The following is a 17,556-nucleotide window of genomic DNA, read 5'->3' as shown; positions in this document are numbered from 1 at the left end:
AGGACGGATCACAACTATATCTTTTGATATAAACGCTGCCCTTGTTCACTCTTGACAAGGACTATTTTATCAAGTTTGCGCACAAAACGTGCAAACGAACTTTTTTAGTATTGACAGGCGCTGCAAGCCCCTTTAACATTCGCATCCGTTGCTTGAGGTGTTCCCCAGTAGCTCAGTTGGTTAGAGCGGTGGACTGTTAATCCATGTGTCGTTGGTTCGAATCCAACCTGGGGAGCCAACACCACCTTCCTTGCAACCTATTTGTAATTCCCCAGTAGCTCAGTTGGTTAGAGCGGTGGACTGTTAATCCATGTGTCGTTGGTTCGAATCCAACCTGGGGAGCCACAAATAACCTAGCCCCCACGCAACTCCCGCTTACCCCAATTAACTCAATAGCGCTTTACCAATTGAAAATAATCATGCAATTCGCTTTGTTGCCACAGTCTTTTGCTCAGTTTAGCCACCGGCTCTTGAGCGCCTGCAGCTAACCAAGCAACCACCGCTTCTGCCACATTCGGCCATTTACAATAAACCGCACTGTCTTGCTCAATAAAGCGTTGTACTTGCTCTGTACTCAGTTCTTCCATCACCTGTGCAAGGCCTGCAATGTCTAAACAACGCGCATTTGCTACTTGTTCAAACTGCCCTTGGAGCGGTCGCACTAACAACTTTTTGCCCATCGCTAAGGCTTCACAGCTGGTTTCAAAGCCGGCGTTACTGATCACCCCTGCCACACTCGCAAAGCAATCCGCAAACCCCTGCCGGGATGGCGGGAAATAATGCACATGTCCCACTTGCTGATGCTCGGCTTGGGGATGAAAAACACTGAACCGGTAATCGCTGAGGGGCGCCAGCAACTGATGGATTGCAGCTAAATTCTCAAACGGTAGATAAACTAAATAATGTCGTTGCTGCAGATTCGTCACTTGCGCGCGTTGGTGAATAATAGGTGGCACCGTGTGCTGGCCATCCTCAAACCAATGCATGCCCAGCGCCTCACTTACCGGTGCAAACCAACGCAGCAACTGCCGTTGAGCGACATGAATAGGGAGTGTTTGCGTGGCTTTATAAAAGGCAAACTGGCGGCCAATACCAATCACTCGGCGCTGTTGTTTACGACCAGCCCAGGCGGTAATGGGTTCGTAGTCGCTAACGATGAGATCGTAAGGAGCTAGATCCAACTGCTGTACATCCTGCCAGAACTTACCCCAGTTATTGCGCCGCATGGTTTCTCGTAGCGATACTCGACCTTGCTGCACGGCAAAGGTGAGGCCTTCGCACCATTGCCAATCACCAAACGCTTCCATATCGAACAAAGCCGCTTGCGGCCGTCCTGATACTAAAAAATCAAGCTCGATATCGCTGCGTTGACTAGCAGCCTCAGCTAATGCCGCGCACCGGCTTAAATGACCGTTACCGGTGCCCTGTACTCCTACTAAGATACGCATGCTATTACTCCTATAGCGATCATACTTCCTAGCCCTATCCCAGCCAAAATGTCGCCCGGATAATGCACTCCTAATAACACCCGCGACGATCCCACCGCCACTGCCCAGGCATAAAACAACCACGACCAACTTGGCCAGGTCCAAGTTAACAGCGCTGCCATTAAAAATGCTGCGGTGGTATGCCCGGATGGAAAACTAAAAGGATCGTGCGCAATAATCACCGCTTTTAACGCAGGTTTGGCTTGATATGGACGGGGTCTCTTGTAGTAACGCTTGAGCAGGCAAAATAATGGTACTTCTAGCGCAAATCCCAACCATAATGCGTATTGCAACTGAGATTTGGTTTGTAATAATGCTAGCAGCAGGGCTAATCCAGCGTACAAATAGCCATCACCTGAATGCGATATCCAGCGCACCAACTTGCGTTGAGCTAAGGCGCGGTAACGATGATTACACCAACTAAAACTGCGCTGATCGTAGTCGTTTAGCTGCTTAATCCACCCCGTCATATGCTCTTCCTCTGCAGGTTAACTGGCGCAAATTTAACCAGTAGCCATGGCAGCTCTGTGACAACTCGATGAACAATCGATGACAAATGCTAATAACACTACATTTGATCGGTTGTTTATAGCGGCTAAAAATTCGATAATATGCAGTATCGATAAAGAGCGAACAGGTATCTTCATGAGTGACTACTTGCTGCTGTTGGTTGCAACAGTACTAGTCAACAATTTCGTGTTGGTTAAATTTCTTGGATTATGTCCCTTTATGGGCGTGTCTAATAAGCTAGAAACAGCCATTGGTATGTCGGCTGCGACCACCTTTGTGCTGACGTTAGCCTCGGTATGTAGCTACCTTGTTAACCAATACATCTTGGCACCGCTAGACTTAATGGCGCTGCAAACATTGAGTTTCATTTTAGTGATTGCCGTAGTGGTACAATTCACTGAAATGGTCGTACATAAAACTAGCCCCACGTTATACCGTTTACTGGGCATCTTTTTACCGTTAATTACTACCAACTGTGCGGTGCTTGGTGTGGCTTTGTTAAATATCAATGAACAACATAATTTTGTCGAGTCGATCATCTATGGCTTGGGTGCAGCGCTCGGCTTCTCGCTGGTCCTTATTTTGTTTTCAGCGTTGCGCGAACGCCTAGCTGCGGCCGATGTGCCGTTGCCGTTTAAAGGTGCGGCGGTGGCGATGATTACAGCCGGTCTGATGTCATTAGCCTTTATGGGATTTAGCGGCTTGGTGACCAACGCATGAGTATGTTGACTGCCATCATTGTGTTAGGTGTACTGGCGCTGGTGTTTGGGCTTATTCTTGGCTTCGCGGCGGTACGCTTTAAAGTGGAAAGCGATCCTATTGTGGATCAAATTGATGCTATTTTGCCGCAAACCCAATGTGGTCAGTGCGGCTATCCCGGCTGTCGCCCCTATGCCGAAGCCATTGCCAACGGCGATGCCATCAATAAATGCCCTCCGGGCGGCGAAGCAACCATTAAGCAACTAGCTGAGTTGATGGGGGTAGAACCACAACCTCTTGATGCCGCTCATGGTACCGAGGATGTTAAAAAGGTTGCGGTGATCCGTGAAGATGAATGTATCGGCTGTACCAAGTGTATTCAGGCCTGTCCGGTAGATGCCATTTTAGGCGCCGCCAAGCAAATGCATACGGTTATAGCCCATGAATGTACGGGCTGTGATCTTTGCGTGGAGCCATGCCCAGTAGATTGTATTGATATGGTGCCGGTACCCGTGCGCCCAGAAAATTGGCAATGGAACCTAGAACAGATTCCAGTGACTGTTGTGGAGTCAGCTAAATAATGTCCGCGATCAACATCAGTGCTATTGAGGCAGGTCAGTTGTGGAGCTTTCACGGCGGCATTCATCCGCCCGAGCGCAAACAGCTATCGAACCAAACGCCCATCCAAACCTTGCCGTTAAGCAAGACGTTTGTGGTGCCGGTTAAGCAACACAGTGGTAACAGTGGTGAAATAATGGTTGCTGTCGGCGACTACGTCCGTGCTGGCCAACCACTCACCCAACCGGGCTTACAACGTGGCTTACCCGTGCACGCTCCTACCTCGGGTACAGTGCTGGCGATCGACGAACAGCCGATCGCTCATCCGTCGGGCCTAACTGACCTCACCATTACCCTTGCTGCCGATGGCCAAGATGCATGGTATCCAACAACTCCCTGCCCTGATTATCAGCAATTAAGTCGGGCTGAGCTGTTAGAGCGCATTCAAGCAGCCGGGATTGCAGGTTTAGGCGGTGCGGGCTTTCCTAGTGCACAAAAATTAGCGTTACAACGTCCGCTTGAATATCTCATTATCAATGGGGTGGAATGCGAACCCTATATTACTGCTGATGATCGCTTAATGCGTGAACATGCCGCTGAAATCATCAGTGGCACCGAGATCTTAATGCAGGTTAGCGGTTGCAACAAAGCCTTGATTGCAATTGAAGAGAACAAGCCTGAGGCGATTGCGATATTTACCCAGTTACTCAGTGAACGCGCTGCAACAGCAAGCAGCATTGCGTTACGCCAAGTGCCGGTAAAATACCCCTCGGGCGGCGAGAAGCAACTGATTGAAATTTTAACCGGACGGCAAGTTCCCAGTCGCGGCCTACCGATTGATGTCGGCTTATTGATGCACAACGTAGGAACTGCGTTTGCCATTCATCAAGCTATCGTACTGGGCATACCGTTAATACAACGGGTGGTTACCGTCACCGGCGAACAAGTGGATAAACCTGGTAACTACTGGGTTCGTCTTGGTACCCCTGTCGCTGATCTGCTAGCTTATGCGGGCTTTCATGAAACTACCGGTAAGGCTGCACAACGGGTGATCATGGGCGGGCCTATGATGGGCTTTGCCTTGGCTAATTTACAAGTGCCGGTGGTGAAAATCACCAACTGCTTGTTATTGCCCTCAACCACCGAGCTAGCCCCAGCCCAGCAAGAAATGAATTGCATTCGGTGTGGCGCTTGTGCTGACGTGTGCCCGGCGCAACTGTTGCCGCAGCAACTGCAATGGCTGGCCAAAGCCAAAGATTATGATGGCCTCGAGCAACAGAACCTGTTTGACTGTATTGAATGTGGAGCCTGCGCTTACGTCTGTCCAAGTGAAATTCCGTTGGTGCATTACTATCGTAAAGCCAAAGCTGAGATCCGCAATATTGCGCGCGAAAAAGCCAAGGCAGAAATTGCACGCGAACGCTTTGAAGCGCGCCAAGAGCGCCTTGAACGCGAAAAACAAGAACGATTAGAACGTCATCGGCAAGCTGCTGAAGCACGTAAAGCGGCCCAAGCTGAAGCGGTCGCCGCTGGCGCTGATAACCCGCAAGATGCGGTCCAAGCAGCGATTGCTCGGGCCAAAGCTCGCAAAGCCGCACAAGCCGCTGCTGCCGCCAAGGCCAACGACTCTGCCGAAGGTGAATCATCATGACATTTAAAATAGCCGCATCGCCCCACGCTCACCAACGGCGTACCACCACGCAAGTGATGCGTTGGGTTTACCTAGCGGTAATTCCTGGCATCTTGGTACACAGCTACTTTTTTGGCTTAGGGATTTTCTTACAACTGTTGTTAGCATTACTCACGGCATGGATCTGTGAAGCTGCCGTGATGCGTGTTCGTGGACGCTCCGTAGCAAGTGCTTGGCGGGATCATACCGCCATAGTGACTGCGGTGTTGTTAGCCATTAGCATACCCAGCTTGGCACCTTGGTGGATCATTGTGATTGGCACCGCCTTTGCCATCTTGGTGGTGAAGCATGTCTATGGCGGCGTTGGCCAAAATCTATTTAATCCTGCCATGGCTGGCTATGTGCTGTTACTGGTGTCCTTTCCGGTACAGATGACCAGTTGGCCGATCCCACAACAACTGGCACAGTTACAGTTATCGCTAACCGATACGTGGCAGTTAATCAGCAGTGGTTATAGCCAAGCAGGCTACAGTTTAGAGCAATTGCGTAGCGGTATTGATGGAGTCACTATGGCAACTCCTCTAGATAGCTTACGCACCGATCTTAGTCATCAACTCACCACCGCAGAAGCGCTGCAAAAACCTATTTTTGGGAGTTTTGCTGGGGTTGGCTGGGGCTACCTCAATCTGGCCTTTTTGCTTGGCGGCTTGGTGCTTATTTATCAACGTATTATCAGTTGGCATATCCCGGCCGGGGTGCTGCTAGGCTTAACGGTGCCGGCTACTTTGTTGTGGTTGTTCTATCCGGATCAAAGCATCTCTCCTTGGCTACATCTGATGAGTGGTGCAACCATGTTGGGGGCCTTTTTTATTGCCACCGATCCGGTAACAGCGGCTACGTCTAACAAAGGCCGCTTCATTTTCGGCCTCATCATTGGCGCTTTAGTGATGGTGATTCGCACTTGGGGGGGCTACCCTGATGCTGTTGCCTTTGCGGTGTTGCTAGCTAATATGGCCGTTCCCGTGATTGATAAGTACAGCCAACCGCTAGCCTATGGCCATGGAGGTAGAACATGATCGGCAAAAGTATGCGCCATAATGGTATGGTTCTAGCCTTGTTCGCTATTGTTGCAACCCTGCTCATTGTGGCCACAGCTCAGTTTACCGAGGAGCCCATTAAGCGCCAACAAGAACAAGAATTATTGCAAGTGCTGAACCAATTAATTCCACCTGAGCTGCATGATAACGACTTGTACCAGAGCTGTAGTTTAGTTGACCATGCTGAACTGGGGCCTGGCTCTCATCGCATTTATCGGGCTAGCCTGAACCAGCAAGCCACCGCCTTAGCGGTAGAAGTGACCGCACCGAATGGTTACAGTGGTGCGATTGAACTACTAGTAGCCTTCACCGTCGCCGGTGAGGTGAGTGGCGTGCGTACCCTACGCCATCAAGAAACCCCGGGCTTGGGTGATAAAATTGAGATCCGCAAAGATGATTGGATCACCAGTTTCAACGGTTTAACCGTGCAAGGAGCTGATGACAACCGCTGGGCGGTGACTCGCGATGGCGGTATGTTTGATCAATTTACTGGCGCTACTATCACCCCAAGAGCCGTAGTGCAGGCAGTAAAACGTGCCAACCTGTTATTTCAGCAGCAACAGCAACAGTGGTTCGCGGCCCCTAACAACTGTGCCGGAGTAAGCTCATGAACGCCTACAAAGAGTTAACCCTACAGGGCTTGTGGACCAACAACCCTGCCTTAGTGCAACTGCTAGGCCTGTGCCCTCTACTCGCAGTTACCTCAACGGTAACGAATGCGTTGGGGCTTGGTTTGGCAACCTTACTGGTGTTGGTGGGTTCTAACGTCACCGTATCACTAGTGCGCGACTGGGTTCCTAAAGAAATTCGTATTCCGGTGTTTGTGATGGTGATTGCAACCTTTGTTACCGTCATGCAATTATTGATGAACGCTTATGTGTATGGCTTGTATCAATCGCTGGGTATTTTCATTCCGCTGATCGTCACCAATTGTGCCATCATTGGTCGTGCCGAAGCTTATGCCTCCAAGAACCCCTGGCAAAAATCGGCGTTTGATGGCCTGATGATGGGCTTAGGGTTCACTTTAGTATTAGTGTTGTTAGGCGCCATTCGTGAGATTATTGGTAACGGCACCCTGTTTGATGGTGCCGATTTACTACTCGGGGCATGGGCCAGTGAGCTACGTGTCGAACTGGTTCAATTTGACTACCCGCTGCTGTTGGCGATTCTGCCGCCGGGGGCCTTTATTGTGATGGGCTTTATCATTGCGGGTAAAAACTGGTTCGATCAGCGCCAAGCCGAACGCGCCAAAACACCAGAAAAACAAGTAACGCGGGCTCGGGTTACGGCCCAATAACTATCATGAATAAAGACAAACGTATTGCTATTTTAACGCGCTTGCGCGAGCACAATCCGCACCCTACTACGGAACTTGAGTACAACTCGAGTTTTGAGTTACTGATTGCTGTGTTGTTATCGGCCCAAGCCACCGATGTTGGGGTAAATAAAGCGACTCGTAAACTCTTTGCCGCAGCCAATACTCCGGCAGCCATGTTAGCCTTGGGCGTGGACGGCGTTAAAGAGTACATTAAAACCATCGGCCTCTTTAATGCCAAGGCTGAGAACATCATCAAAACTTGTACTATCTTGGTGAATCAACATCAAGGCGCTGTGCCAGAAGACCGAGAGGCTCTAGAAGCCTTGCCAGGGGTTGGACGCAAAACCGCTAACGTGGTGCTCAATACAGCGTTTGGCTGGCCCACTATTGCCGTCGATACCCATATTTTTCGGGTTGCGAATCGGACTAAATTTGCGCCAGGCAAAACCGTCCGAGCGGTAGAAGATAGACTAGAAAAAGTGATTCCGGCCGAATTTAAAGTAGATGCTCATCACTGGTTTATTTTACACGGGCGATACACCTGTATTGCGCGTAAACCAAGATGTGGCAGTTGCTTAATCGAAGATTTGTGCGAATTTAAACAGAAGACATCAGACGAGGTTTAACATGAGACTACTGCACACCATGCTACGTGTTGGCGACCTGCAAGGCTCCATTCAATTTTATACCGAACTATTGGGCATGAAGCTATTACGTACCGCTGATAACGAAGAATACAAGTATTCTCTGGCGTTTGTTGGCTACGGTGATGAAGCTGACCATAGCGTGCTTGAGTTAACCTACAATTGGGGGGTTACTGAATACGAACACGGCGGTGCCTTTGGCCATATTGCTATTGGTGTTAGCGATATTTATCAAGTTTGTGAGCAATTAGAGCAAGCTGGTGCCGATGTTTATCGTAAGCCAGGGCCGGTTAAAGGTGGCAAAACCATCATTGCTTTTGTTCGTGATCCGGACGGTTATGCCATTGAGTTAATTGAGCGTAGCGCAGCCAATCCTGGAGATTTATGAGCCAGACGCCAACGCCAACACCAACGCCAGCCAGCACTGCACCCGCTGCTGCGGTGACCATGCAAGAGCGCTTTCGCGGCTACATGCCGGTCGTTATTGACGTTGAAACCGCAGGTTTTAATGCCAAAACTGATGCCTTACTTGAAGTTGCCGCGGTTATTCTGGAATTCAATCAGGCCGGACAACTGCAACCGGCCAAATCCTTGCACTATCATGTTGAGCCTTTCGAAGGTGCCAACATTGAGCAAGCTGCCATCGATTTTAATGGCATTGACCCGCACTCGCCCTTACGCGGCGCAGTAGCAGAGAGCGAAGCTCTCAAAGACATGTTCAAGCCGATTCGTAAAGCGCAAAAAGACGCGGGTTGTCAACGTTGTATTTTAGTCGGCCACAATGCGACCTTTGACCATAGCTTTGTTATGGCAGCAGCAGAGCGAGCACAACTCAAACGCAATCCGTTCCATCCGTTTGTTACTTTTGACACGGCCGCTTTAGCTGCGGTGTTTTTAGGTCAAACTGTGCTGATCAAAGCATGCCAAGCAGCTGGTATTGCCTTTGATAGTAAACAGGCGCATTCTGCCCTGTATGATACTGAACGTACCGCTGAGCTGTTTTGCTATATGGTTAATCGCTATCAAGATCTCGGTGGCTGGCCCTTGCAACCCGCAAGCAACAGCTAAGCCTCGCTGGCACTTAACACAAACAATAACAAGGAAACGCATATGCCCACCCATCACCGTGTTCCATTATTCTTAGCCAGCCTGTTTGTGGTGGTCGTCTGCTGGTCAGCCATAGCGCCTGCTGATAATCGGGTTTGGTGGGCTGAAATGGTACCTATTTTTGCGATCTTTATCGGCTTGGCCGTCACCTACAAGCACTTTCAGTTTAGCAATACCAGCTACCTTTTGATGAGCGTGCTACTCATCATGCACACCATAGGTGCGCATTACACCTTTGCCAAAGTGCCATTTGATTGGGTCACCGAAACCTTTGCCTTTGAGCGCAACCATTACGACCGGGTGGCTCATTTTAGTGTGGGCTTTTATGCCTATGCGGCGGCTGAGTTATTGCTGCGTAAGCAATGGGCTCGCCCCGTGACGGCGATGTTATTCGGGCTGTTTTTAATCATGGCTGTAGCCGCCGCCTACGAGATCATTGAATGGCAATTTGCGGTGATTGAAGGCGGCAATGCCGGCATCGAGTTTTTGGGCTCACAAGGTGACCCCTGGGATGCCCAAAAAGACATGCTGGCCGATACGCTCGGAGCCATTGCCGCACTAGTGTTGTTCTATTTCTCGCGTTGGGTTAAGCCTGCTAAAGACTAAACCCCAATGTCTTCATGCCATAACTGCGGATGCTGCTGAATAAAGTTTTGCATTAATTCGATACAGCTAGCATCCTGCCTTACCTCAACCTCAATTCCGGCCTCAAGCAAGCGCTGTTCAGCGCCCATAAAGGTCTGATTTTCACCAATAACTACCTTTTTGATGCCATAGAGCTCAATTGCTCCTGCGCACATGCAACAAGGGGATAAGGTGGTGTAAATGGTGCATTCCCGATAAACTTTCGCCGGTTGCCTGCCGGCATTTTCTAAGGCATCCATTTCGCCATGCAAAATAGGGCTGCCACTTTGCACCCTTCGATTATGGCCACGACCGATGATCTTGCCTTGGTGCACCAGTACCGAACCTATGGGCACTCCACCCTCTGCCAAGCCTTGTTTTGCTTCAGCGATAGCCGCTTGCATAAATTCATCCATTGTTTGCGCTCCTGATGTTTTGCAGATTCACCATAAATACTTTCTCTGATATCCAGCATAGCCCAAATTCTGCTATTATGAACCGTCTATTCATCACGTATAAGTTAGCACATCTATCATGAGCACTGACGCAATGCCAACCACCCAACCTCCTCTCAACCAATTCAGTCAGCTTCCGTTAGCAGCCAATTTGTTGCAACGCGTGGCCGAGCTTGGCTACAGCACCATGACCCCCGTTCAAGCAGGCAGTTTGCCGGTGATTTTAGCGGGCCAAGATGTGGTGGTACAGGCTCCAACCGGCTCCGGAAAAACCGCAGCCTTTGCGCTAGGCTTGTTAACCAAGCTGGTGCCGGCTCAGCAAGCGCCTCAAGCACTAGTGATGTGCCCGACGCGTGAGCTGGCCGAACAAGTAGCCGAAGTCATTCGTAGTCTTGCCAAAGCCATCGGCGATGTGAAAGTACTGACACTTTGTGGTGGGGTGCCAGCGCGAGGCCAGCGTGAGTCCTTGCAGCACGGTGCAAACATTCTGGTGGGTACGCCAGGGCGTATTCTAGATTTGCTGCAGCAGCAAGCTTTCAGCACAGCAGCCATCCACACGTTGGTCTTGGATGAAGCGGATCGCATGCTAGAAATGGGCTTTATCGATGATCTTAAGGCTATTGTGAAGACGCTACCGGGCCAGCGCCAAACGTTATTGTTTAGTGCCACCTACCCAGCCACTATCGCCCAACTTGCGCAACAGGTAAGCCAACAGGCCAAATATATTCAGACTGAAGATGTTGCAGTACCAGCGGCTATTACCCAACGTTTTTATGAGTTAACCGACACTGCCGCTAACGCAGTGGCAAATCTTCTGCTCCAATTACAGCCACCCAGCTGTATGGTGTTCTGTAATACCAAAGCTGAGACGCAAAACATTGTGACCCACTTGCTCGGCCAAGGCATTAGCGCCACCGCCTTAAATGGTGATCTTGACCAAAAACAGCGCGATCAAGCAATGATTCAATTTCTCCATGGTAGTGTCCGCGTGTTAGTTGCAACGGATGTCGCCGCGCGGGGCGTGGATGTGGATCAATTACCCTTGGTGATTAACGTGCATATGGCCCATGACCTTGATACCCACACCCATCGCATTGGCCGTACTGGGCGGGCTGGCAGTGCTGGCCTAGCTATTACGCTGCTAGGGGCACAGGATAACTATCAAAGGCATCTGCTAGAAGACCAACTCGATAAACCTATTCAGCTGTTAGCGCTCCCAGCACAGGCTGCGGCTGCCGCTAATCTTAGCTTGCCCGCACTGTGGAGTACGCTGCAAATCACTGGGGGCAAGAAAGATAAACTGCGCCCAGGTGACATTGTTGGCGCCCTCACCAAAGATAATCAGCTTAAAGTAGACGCGATAGGTAAAATCAAAGTGCTTAGCCAGTGGTCTTTTGTGACGGTCCGCAAAGCTCAGGTGAAAGCGGCACTGGCCATTCTCAATAACGACAAAATCAAAGGGAAGCGCTTTCGCGCACGAGCGCTCTAACGTCTCTTGTCGCCATGCCGCATGCCGTAAAAGGCCACAAAAAAAGCCCCAGCACTGAAACCAGTAGCTGGGGCTTATTCTTTGAATTAGTCTAAAAGTTTAGGCTATTACAGTTTGCCAGCGTTTTTCGACAAGTAGTCTGCTACCCCTTTAGGGTCTGCTTTCATGCCTTCGTCGCCTTCTTTCCAACCAGCTGGGCACACGTCACCGTGTTTCTGGTGGAAGTTTAACGCGTCAACCAAACGAATCATTTCGTCGATGTTGCGGCCTAATGGCAAGTCGTTCACGATTTGATGGCGTACCACGCCTTCTTCATCGATCAAGAATGACGCACGGAAAGCCACGCCGTCAGTTGGATGCTCAACATCGTAAGCACGGCAAATTGAATGCTTAACGTCGGCTACTAATGGATATTTAACCGCACCAATGCCGCCGTCTGCTTCAGCGGTGTTACGCCATGCGTTGTGCGTGAATTGTGAATCGATAGACACACCGATAACTTCTACACCACGTTTTTTGAATTCTTCTAAACGGTGGTCAAATGCGATCAACTCAGAAGGACATACGAAGGTGAAATCTAATGGGTAAAAGAAAACAACCGCTTTCTTACCTTTAATTTGCTCGTATAAGTTAAAGCTATCAACAATTTCACCGTTTCCTAATACCGCTGCAGCAGTGAAGTTAGGAGCCTTACGACCTACTAATACACCCATGTTATATCTCCGTTTTCTAGGTTTACTTATTCTGCTGGGGCCGGATGGCGCTCAGCAACTTCTGCAATTAAAGCCTGCAATTCACCTTTTTGGAACATTTCCAAAATGATGTCACAACCACCCACTAATTCGCCTTCAATCCACAATTGTGGAAAGGTTGGCCAATCAGCGTAAGCGGGTAATTCTGCACGAATATCTGGGTTTTGCAAAATATCAACGTAAGCAAATGGCTGACCACAGCTCATTAATGCTTGCGATGCTTGCGCAGAAAATCCACAGCTTGGTAATTTAGGTGACCCTTTCATGTATAACAGAATAGGGTTTTCAGCAATTTGCTGTTTGATCTTTTCAACAGTTTCCATGCATACCTCAGATGTAGAGCGTTTTAAAATGGCCATTAGTTTAGCATATCGAGCCTGCCTTATCAGCACTCCCAAAGTAAGTAGTTAGGTTAAATAAACCCAGCTAGCCCCCTTGAAATAAACTTTTATGCCACAATCTAACTATATAGTGACTGCAGGATCTTATTTCAATGCTAGAATGCATTGGCATGAGAAACTAGAATGTTTCAAAATCCATACGCAAATAATAACGGAGAGTCGACATGGCATTTGAATTACCAGCATTGCCTTATGCAAAAGATGCACTAGAGCCACACATTTCAGCTGAAACCATTGAATACCACTACGGTAAGCACCATCAGACTTATGTTACCAAATTAAATGATGCGGTAGCTGGTACTGACTTAGAAAGCCAATCGCTAGAAGACATCATCAAGTCTAGCAAAGGTGGCGTGTTCAATAACGCAGCACAAGTGTGGAACCACACTTTCTACTGGCACTGCTTAAGCCCAAATGGCGGCGGCGAGCCAACCGGTGCGGTAGCGGACGCCATTAATGCGGCGTTTGGTTCATTCGCTAAGTTCAAAGAAGAATTTAGTGCCCAAGCAGCTGGCAACTTCGGTTCTGGTTGGACTTGGCTAGTTAAAAAGGCGGATGGTTCGGTTGCTATCGTAAACACCAGCAACGCTGAAACCCCGTTAACCGATGCTTCAGTAACCCCTATTTTAACTGTTGATGTGTGGGAACACGCCTACTACATCGATTACCGTAATGCCCGTCCAAACTACTTAAATGCATTTTGGAACTTAGTGAACTGGGATTTCGTAGCGAAAAACTTCGCTTAATCGGTTTCGCTCATGGCCCGAGTGCATGCACTCGGTGCCCATAAAAAAACTCCAGTACTGTGCTTACAGTAACTGGAGTTTTTTTATATACGATGAGTACTTACTCAACCAATACTTACTCAACCAATACTTACTCAACCAGTACTTACTCAACCAATACTTACTCAACTAAGTTATCAGGGATCTCACCACGCATGCTATGCCAGATACGGCCCGATTGATAACCGTATTCGCGTACTAATAATACCGCATCGTCACGGCGCGAATCTGCCGCCATGGTTTTTAAATCCGCGTAGTATTTGCGAGCTAATTGCCGAGCTTGTGGATTTGAGAAGTAAAAATTACCAATCCGTGAATACAAGCCTTTAAAGCCGTTCAGTACCAACACATAAATAGGATTGCCAGAGGCCATGGCTAAGTCATGATTCAATTGATAATCATATTGACTGAAGGCTTCGGCACTATCTTCTAAGGTAGCCGCAGCGGTTAGTAATTCGGCTACTCGTTCTGGTGCATTTCGAACCGCTTGGCGAATGTAAATGGCACTGATATTCGTACGTGCAGACAACAATTGATCCACCAATTCAGGCATACCATCTTCATCTAACCTAGCTAAGGTTTCGAGAATGTTAAGGCCTGAAGTTTCCCAGAAGTTATTCACCCGCGTCGGCTTACCATGTTGAATGGTTAACCAACCGTCACGGGCCAGCCGCTGCAAAACTTCACGTAAGGTGGTGCGGGTTACCCCAATCAACTCGGACAGCTCGCGTTCTGCGGGAAGAATAGTACCTGGCGCAAAATGCCCGTTCCATATAGATTTTACGATATATTCCTCGGCAAAACCTGCTGGACTCTTTGCTTTGATGATCATGAAATGCCCTGTAGTTTGAATAACGGGTGCCTGCTTACTGCTGATATTTGTCATAGTGAGGGCTGATTCTACCAGCCTTTTCAATGGTCGGACAAGTTTTGCGAAAATATTTACCGAGATCTTGATTGCGCTGGTCAGTACATCATTATTATCGACAATTTTAAGCTGCTAAGGTAAGGTGCCCGCAGTACATCATTGTGAAGAGACTCAGTATGTTAAAACATCTAGCCAAGCTACCAACGCAACGTTTGCCGTGGTTGTTATTATTGTTGAGCGTTTTAGCTTTACTTAGCTTTGCGCTTTATGTCCAACATGGTTTGGGCATTGAACCTTGCGTTAAGTGTATTTACCAACGAACCGCCATCATCGCCATTGGCTTGGCTGCCTTTGTTGGCCTCCTAAGACCACAACAGCTACTGTTGCGCAGTTTAGCTTGGTTGGCTTGGCTGGTGGCGGCAGTTTGGGGCTATGTTATCGCGGCCGAACACGTGCAGCTACAGCAAGCAGAAAACTCCTTTTTTATTGTCTGCGAGGCCTTTCCTAACTTTCCTAGCTGGTTACCCTTGCACGAGTTGCTGCCTAATCTCTTTGGTGCACCCGGCCTATGTGGCGATATTGACTGGCAATTTGCCGGCTTAAGTATGCCGATGTGGATGCAAATCATTTTTGCTGGTTATGCCATCGTAGCCGTGGCGGTCATGCTGATTCGTTTACTAGTGCAGCGTGCTCTATAAAAGGGGTAAGGGTTAAAAAGCTTTCAAGGGGTATCTTGCAGCGGCCAAGTCACGATGCGGTCTTCTAATTCGGCCGCAAAGTCGCGTTCATTGATAATTCGGCCCACCACGCTTATCCCCGCTGCCACCATGGCATCTTTACTACCTTGATGACGTAACGGATGCCAACTTGGCAACGAACGCCCTTCGGCAAGGCGGCGATAAGCACAGCTGTTAGGTAAATAATACAACTGCTGCAAGTTGTCTTGGCTTATCACTACACAATCAGGAACGATATCGAAGCGCGTCGCATACTGCTTACAACTGCCGCTCTCAGCGCAAAGTAGTTGGCAACTGACATCGGTAAAATAGAGCTCATCGGTGTCATCATCCACCAGCTTATGTAAGCAGCACTTGCCACAGCCATCACAGAGTGACTCCCACTGCTCGGTCGTCATCTCAGCTAATGGCGTAGTTTGCCAAAATGGTTTAGCCACGTCCGGCCTCCACCTGGCCCTGCCATTGCCACGCGCTAGAGCCACTATCAGCCGGCTGCAACCACAGCTGTAACTCATCACCAACCGCTAACCCGGCCACCCCAGCAGGAGTCCCGGTTAACACCACATCGCCAGGGACTAAGCTAAAAGACTGACTCACTTCAGCTAAGAGTTCTGCAATCGGAAAGATCATCAGCCGAGAATCCCCCTGTTGCCGCGGTTGGCCATTTACCTCTAGGCCAAACTGCAAGGGTTGATCCAGCGCCAGTTCTGCGCTTGTGAGCCAACTAGATAGCACACAGGCGCCATCGAAGGCTTTGGCACGTTCCCATGGCTGCCCTTGCGCTTTGAGCTGGCTTTGCACCTCACGCAGGGTTAAATCTAACGCCACCCCTACGGCGGCAATTGCCGTTTGTGCGCTGGCTGGGGTGGCTGCGGTCAAGGGCTGACCGATCAGCACCGCGAGTTCAACTTCATGTTGGCATTCGCCTTGCTGGGTTGGAATCATCACCTTGGGTAAATAGGTAATGCTCGAGGGGGGCTTCATAAACAATAACGGTGCCGCCGGCACCTCATTACCTAACTCAGCTGCATGGGCCGCATAATTGCGGCCCACACACACGATTTTCGACGGTTGCGGTAAAGCAAGTTGGTCCGCTTGATACATACCAATTACCGCGGAAACCGAATACGATCCGACAAATAACCCACCGCTGCCACAAAATAGTGCGAACGGTTCCAACGCATCAAGGCATCGTAGTTGGCATATGCGAGATAAACGCGGCCCTGCTGGTCATCAGGGATCACCACAGAGGCTTCAATATCGTCCCGTTGCGGTAAATCACTCCCGTCCATTCGACGCACGCCCAATTGTTGCCATTCAGCTAGAGTTTTCTTGGTTTTCAACGAAGCTAAACTGGTATCAAAAGAGTCTGGTAGTTGCACTTGGCGACCCCAAGTAACATCATCCCGCCAGCCCACAGATTTAAGGTAGTTGGCCGCCGAGGCAAAGACATCGCCCATCGAGCCCCAGATATCTTTACGACCATCGCCATCATAGTCCACTGCGTACTGCATGAATGAACTTGGCATAAACTGGGTTTGTCCCATAGCGCCTGCCCACGAGCCGCGCATTTGTTCAATCGGAATATGCTGTTCTTCTACGATGGTGAGTGCGTGCCATAATTCTTTCTTAAAAAAGGCTTCACGACGCCCTTCGTAAGCCATGGTGGTGAGTGCTGAAATCACGTCTTGGCCGCCAGTAAAGCTACCAAAATTGGTTTCAATGCCCCACAGCGCCACGATAAATCGCGGTTGTACGCCATATTCAGCGCCAATTTGCTCTAATAAATCGCGGTGCTCCTGGTATTTCTCTACTGCCTTTTTGGCTTTCCACTCAGGGACAGCTCGCGGTAAGTAAGTATCCAGCGTGAGTTTGAATTCCGGTTGATTACGATCGGCTTTAACCGATCGTTGGTACAGTTTCACCTCAGCAAAAGCTGTGTCTAAGGTACTTTGGGCGTAACCATCGGCCAAGGCTTCTTGTTTAAGTTTGGCCACATAAGCAGCGAAACCATCAGCACTAATTTCGTTCTCATTGGCCTGAGCCACAGTAGCGCTTAGCCCCATTAACAGTGCTACGGCAACCGAACAACATGCTTTAATCATTGAAAGACTCCTTTGGTTTCAATGTTTTTAATAGGTTTTCCTGTGGCTCGGGTAGTTGTAAATAGAACCCAGGCTCAGTTAAGTGTTGCTTTAACTCTGCCACACTCAACCGCGCTAACGAGCGCGATTCAGTTAAGGCGAGCGTCATCACATGAATAGGTTGACCGAAACTTTGCTGCAAAGGTTCAGGAAGTTTTGTAAAGTCGGCAGGATGCGGCATATATAAATAGGTATCCGCGCGGCGCGGACTGCGATAAATCGCACACAACATGGTCAGGCGCTCTCTTTCA

23 protein-coding genes and 2 tRNA genes are annotated in these 17,556 nt (G+C 49.3%); 15 read left to right on the top strand and 10 right to left on the bottom strand.

Annotation, left to right across the window (positions count from 1 at the left end):
* Positions 1–161: 161 nt before the first annotated feature.
* Together ACQ661_RS07190 and ACQ661_RS07185 are read left to right on the top strand one after the other, a co-directional pair.
* A tRNA-Asn gene (locus ACQ661_RS07190) sits at positions 162–238 on the top strand.
* Positions 239–268: 30 nt separating this feature from the next.
* Positions 269–345: transfer RNA gene (locus ACQ661_RS07185), tRNA-Asn, on the top strand.
* Positions 346–389: 44 nt separating this feature from the next.
* On the opposite strand, the gene ACQ661_RS07180 is transcribed toward ACQ661_RS07185, so the two are convergent.
* Both ACQ661_RS07180 and ACQ661_RS07175 read right to left on the bottom strand, forming a co-directional pair.
* Positions 390–1,448 carry a glycosyltransferase family protein gene (locus ACQ661_RS07180; protein ID WP_313932643.1) on the bottom strand — a complete coding sequence of 353 codons (1,059 nt, stop codon included), beginning with the start codon at positions 1,446–1,448 and terminating at the stop codon, positions 390–392.
* On the bottom strand, positions 1,436–1,957 hold the full coding sequence (locus ACQ661_RS07175) for a phosphatase PAP2 family protein (protein ID WP_431668030.1): 522 nt from the start codon (positions 1,955–1,957) through the stop codon (positions 1,436–1,438). Before ACQ661_RS07175 ends, ACQ661_RS07180 begins: the two co-directional genes overlap by 13 nt.
* Before the next feature lie 175 nt (positions 1,958–2,132).
* Between ACQ661_RS07175 and rsxA the strand changes: the two genes are divergently transcribed.
* The 10 genes from rsxA to ACQ661_RS07125 are packed head-to-tail and all read left to right on the top strand — an operon-like array spanning position 2,133 to position 9,656.
* Positions 2,133–2,717 (top strand): electron transport complex subunit RsxA, encoded by a 585-nt coding sequence (gene rsxA, locus ACQ661_RS07170; protein ID WP_110074676.1) that lies wholly within the window; start codon positions 2,133–2,135, stop codon positions 2,715–2,717.
* A complete protein-coding gene (gene rsxB, locus ACQ661_RS07165) occupies positions 2,714–3,277 on the top strand; it encodes an electron transport complex subunit RsxB (protein WP_110074677.1) in 564 nt (187 codons plus the stop codon). The genes rsxA and rsxB overlap by 4 nt, the downstream gene beginning before the upstream one ends.
* Entirely contained in the window at positions 3,277–4,905 is a 1,629-nt protein-coding gene (gene rsxC / locus ACQ661_RS07160; RefSeq protein WP_431668029.1) for an electron transport complex subunit RsxC, read from the top strand. Before rsxB ends, rsxC begins: the two co-directional genes overlap by 1 nt.
* Positions 4,902–5,960 carry an electron transport complex subunit RsxD gene (rsxD, locus tag ACQ661_RS07155; RefSeq protein ID WP_431668028.1) on the top strand — a complete coding sequence of 353 codons (1,059 nt, stop codon included), beginning with the start codon at positions 4,902–4,904 and terminating at the stop codon, positions 5,958–5,960. Before rsxC ends, rsxD begins: the two co-directional genes overlap by 4 nt.
* A complete protein-coding gene (rsxG, locus tag ACQ661_RS07150; protein ID WP_416380903.1) occupies positions 5,960–6,592 on the top strand; it encodes an electron transport complex subunit RsxG in 633 nt (210 codons plus the stop codon). The genes rsxD and rsxG overlap by 1 nt, the downstream gene beginning before the upstream one ends.
* Positions 6,589–7,278: an electron transport complex subunit E gene (locus ACQ661_RS07145; RefSeq protein WP_431668027.1), complete on the top strand. Its 690-nt coding sequence runs from the start codon at positions 6,589–6,591 to the stop codon at positions 7,276–7,278. Before rsxG ends, ACQ661_RS07145 begins: the two co-directional genes overlap by 4 nt.
* Positions 7,279–7,283: 5 nt before the next feature.
* The gene (gene nth, locus ACQ661_RS07140) at positions 7,284–7,925 is read left to right on the top strand and encodes an endonuclease III (RefSeq protein ID WP_054202968.1); all 642 of its coding nucleotides are present in this window, start codon (positions 7,284–7,286) and stop codon (positions 7,923–7,925) included.
* A 1-nt stretch (position 7,926) separates the two neighbouring features.
* Entirely contained in the window at positions 7,927–8,331 is a 405-nt protein-coding gene (gene gloA / locus ACQ661_RS07135; RefSeq protein ID WP_153826672.1) for a lactoylglutathione lyase, read from the top strand.
* Between the two features lie 59 nt (positions 8,332–8,390).
* Positions 8,391–9,011 (top strand): ribonuclease T, encoded by a 621-nt coding sequence (gene rnt / locus ACQ661_RS07130; protein ID WP_313932684.1) that lies wholly within the window; start codon positions 8,391–8,393, stop codon positions 9,009–9,011.
* Between the two features lie 42 nt (positions 9,012–9,053).
* Complete coding sequence (locus ACQ661_RS07125; RefSeq protein ID WP_110074684.1) at positions 9,054–9,656, top strand: DUF2238 domain-containing protein; 603 nt, start codon at positions 9,054–9,056, stop codon at positions 9,654–9,656.
* Here the strand turns inward: ACQ661_RS07125 and ACQ661_RS07120 are convergent.
* Positions 9,653–10,090 (bottom strand): nucleoside deaminase, encoded by a 438-nt coding sequence (locus ACQ661_RS07120; protein WP_153826674.1) that lies wholly within the window; start codon positions 10,088–10,090, stop codon positions 9,653–9,655. The two genes, ACQ661_RS07125 and ACQ661_RS07120, sit on opposite strands and share 4 nt — an antisense overlap.
* Positions 10,091–10,208: 118 nt before the next feature.
* Between ACQ661_RS07120 and dbpA the strand changes: the two genes are divergently transcribed.
* Entirely contained in the window at positions 10,209–11,618 is a 1,410-nt protein-coding gene (gene dbpA, locus ACQ661_RS07115) for an ATP-dependent RNA helicase DbpA (RefSeq protein ID WP_431668026.1), read from the top strand.
* 107 nt (positions 11,619–11,725) lie between these two features.
* Here the strand turns inward: dbpA and ACQ661_RS07110 are convergent, their stop codons facing one another.
* Positions 11,726–12,331: a peroxiredoxin gene (locus tag ACQ661_RS07110; RefSeq protein ID WP_110074687.1), complete on the bottom strand. Its 606-nt coding sequence runs from the start codon at positions 12,329–12,331 to the stop codon at positions 11,726–11,728.
* Positions 12,332–12,357: 26 nt separating this feature from the next.
* Positions 12,358–12,693: a Grx4 family monothiol glutaredoxin gene (locus ACQ661_RS07105; protein WP_153826675.1), complete on the bottom strand. Its 336-nt coding sequence runs from the start codon at positions 12,691–12,693 to the stop codon at positions 12,358–12,360.
* Between the two features lie 242 nt (positions 12,694–12,935).
* Here ACQ661_RS07105 and sodB point away from each other — a divergent pair, with 242 nt between their 5' ends.
* Entirely contained in the window at positions 12,936–13,517 is a 582-nt protein-coding gene (sodB, locus tag ACQ661_RS07100) for a superoxide dismutase [Fe] (RefSeq protein WP_110074689.1), read from the top strand.
* 160 nt (positions 13,518–13,677) lie between these two features.
* Here sodB and fadR read toward each other — a convergent pair whose 3' ends face one another.
* Complete coding sequence (fadR, locus tag ACQ661_RS07095) at positions 13,678–14,388, bottom strand: fatty acid metabolism transcriptional regulator FadR (protein WP_431668077.1); 711 nt, start codon at positions 14,386–14,388, stop codon at positions 13,678–13,680.
* A gap of 212 nt (positions 14,389–14,600) precedes the next feature.
* On the opposite strand from fadR, the gene dsbB reads away from it, so the two are divergent.
* The gene (gene dsbB, locus ACQ661_RS07090) at positions 14,601–15,122 is read left to right on the top strand and encodes a disulfide bond formation protein DsbB (RefSeq protein WP_110074691.1); all 522 of its coding nucleotides are present in this window, start codon (positions 14,601–14,603) and stop codon (positions 15,120–15,122) included.
* 23 nt (positions 15,123–15,145) lie between these two features.
* On the opposite strand, the gene ACQ661_RS07085 is transcribed toward dsbB, so the two are convergent.
* The 4 genes from ACQ661_RS07085 to ACQ661_RS07070 are packed head-to-tail and all read right to left on the bottom strand — an operon-like array spanning position 15,146 to position 17,537.
* Positions 15,146–15,598: a YcgN family cysteine cluster protein gene (locus ACQ661_RS07085; protein WP_431668025.1), complete on the bottom strand. Its 453-nt coding sequence runs from the start codon at positions 15,596–15,598 to the stop codon at positions 15,146–15,148.
* Complete coding sequence (locus ACQ661_RS07080; RefSeq protein WP_431668024.1) at positions 15,591–16,265, bottom strand: fumarylacetoacetate hydrolase family protein; 675 nt, start codon at positions 16,263–16,265, stop codon at positions 15,591–15,593. Before ACQ661_RS07080 ends, ACQ661_RS07085 begins: the two co-directional genes overlap by 8 nt.
* Before the next feature lie 5 nt (positions 16,266–16,270).
* Positions 16,271–17,266: a lytic murein transglycosylase gene (locus ACQ661_RS07075; protein ID WP_418055300.1), complete on the bottom strand. Its 996-nt coding sequence runs from the start codon at positions 17,264–17,266 to the stop codon at positions 16,271–16,273.
* The gene (locus tag ACQ661_RS07070) at positions 17,259–17,537 is read right to left on the bottom strand and encodes a YcgL domain-containing protein (RefSeq protein ID WP_110074695.1); all 279 of its coding nucleotides are present in this window, start codon (positions 17,535–17,537) and stop codon (positions 17,259–17,261) included. Before ACQ661_RS07070 ends, ACQ661_RS07075 begins: the two co-directional genes overlap by 8 nt.
* Positions 17,538–17,556 lie beyond the last annotated feature (19 nt).

This window comes from Pseudidiomarina sp. WS423, from assembly GCF_050750165.1.
GTDB classification, from domain to species: Bacteria; Pseudomonadota; Gammaproteobacteria; order Enterobacterales; family Alteromonadaceae; genus Pseudidiomarina; species Pseudidiomarina fusca.
Note: the sequence above shows the minus strand (reverse complement) of the source record. Positions and strands in the feature narration are given on the sequence as shown.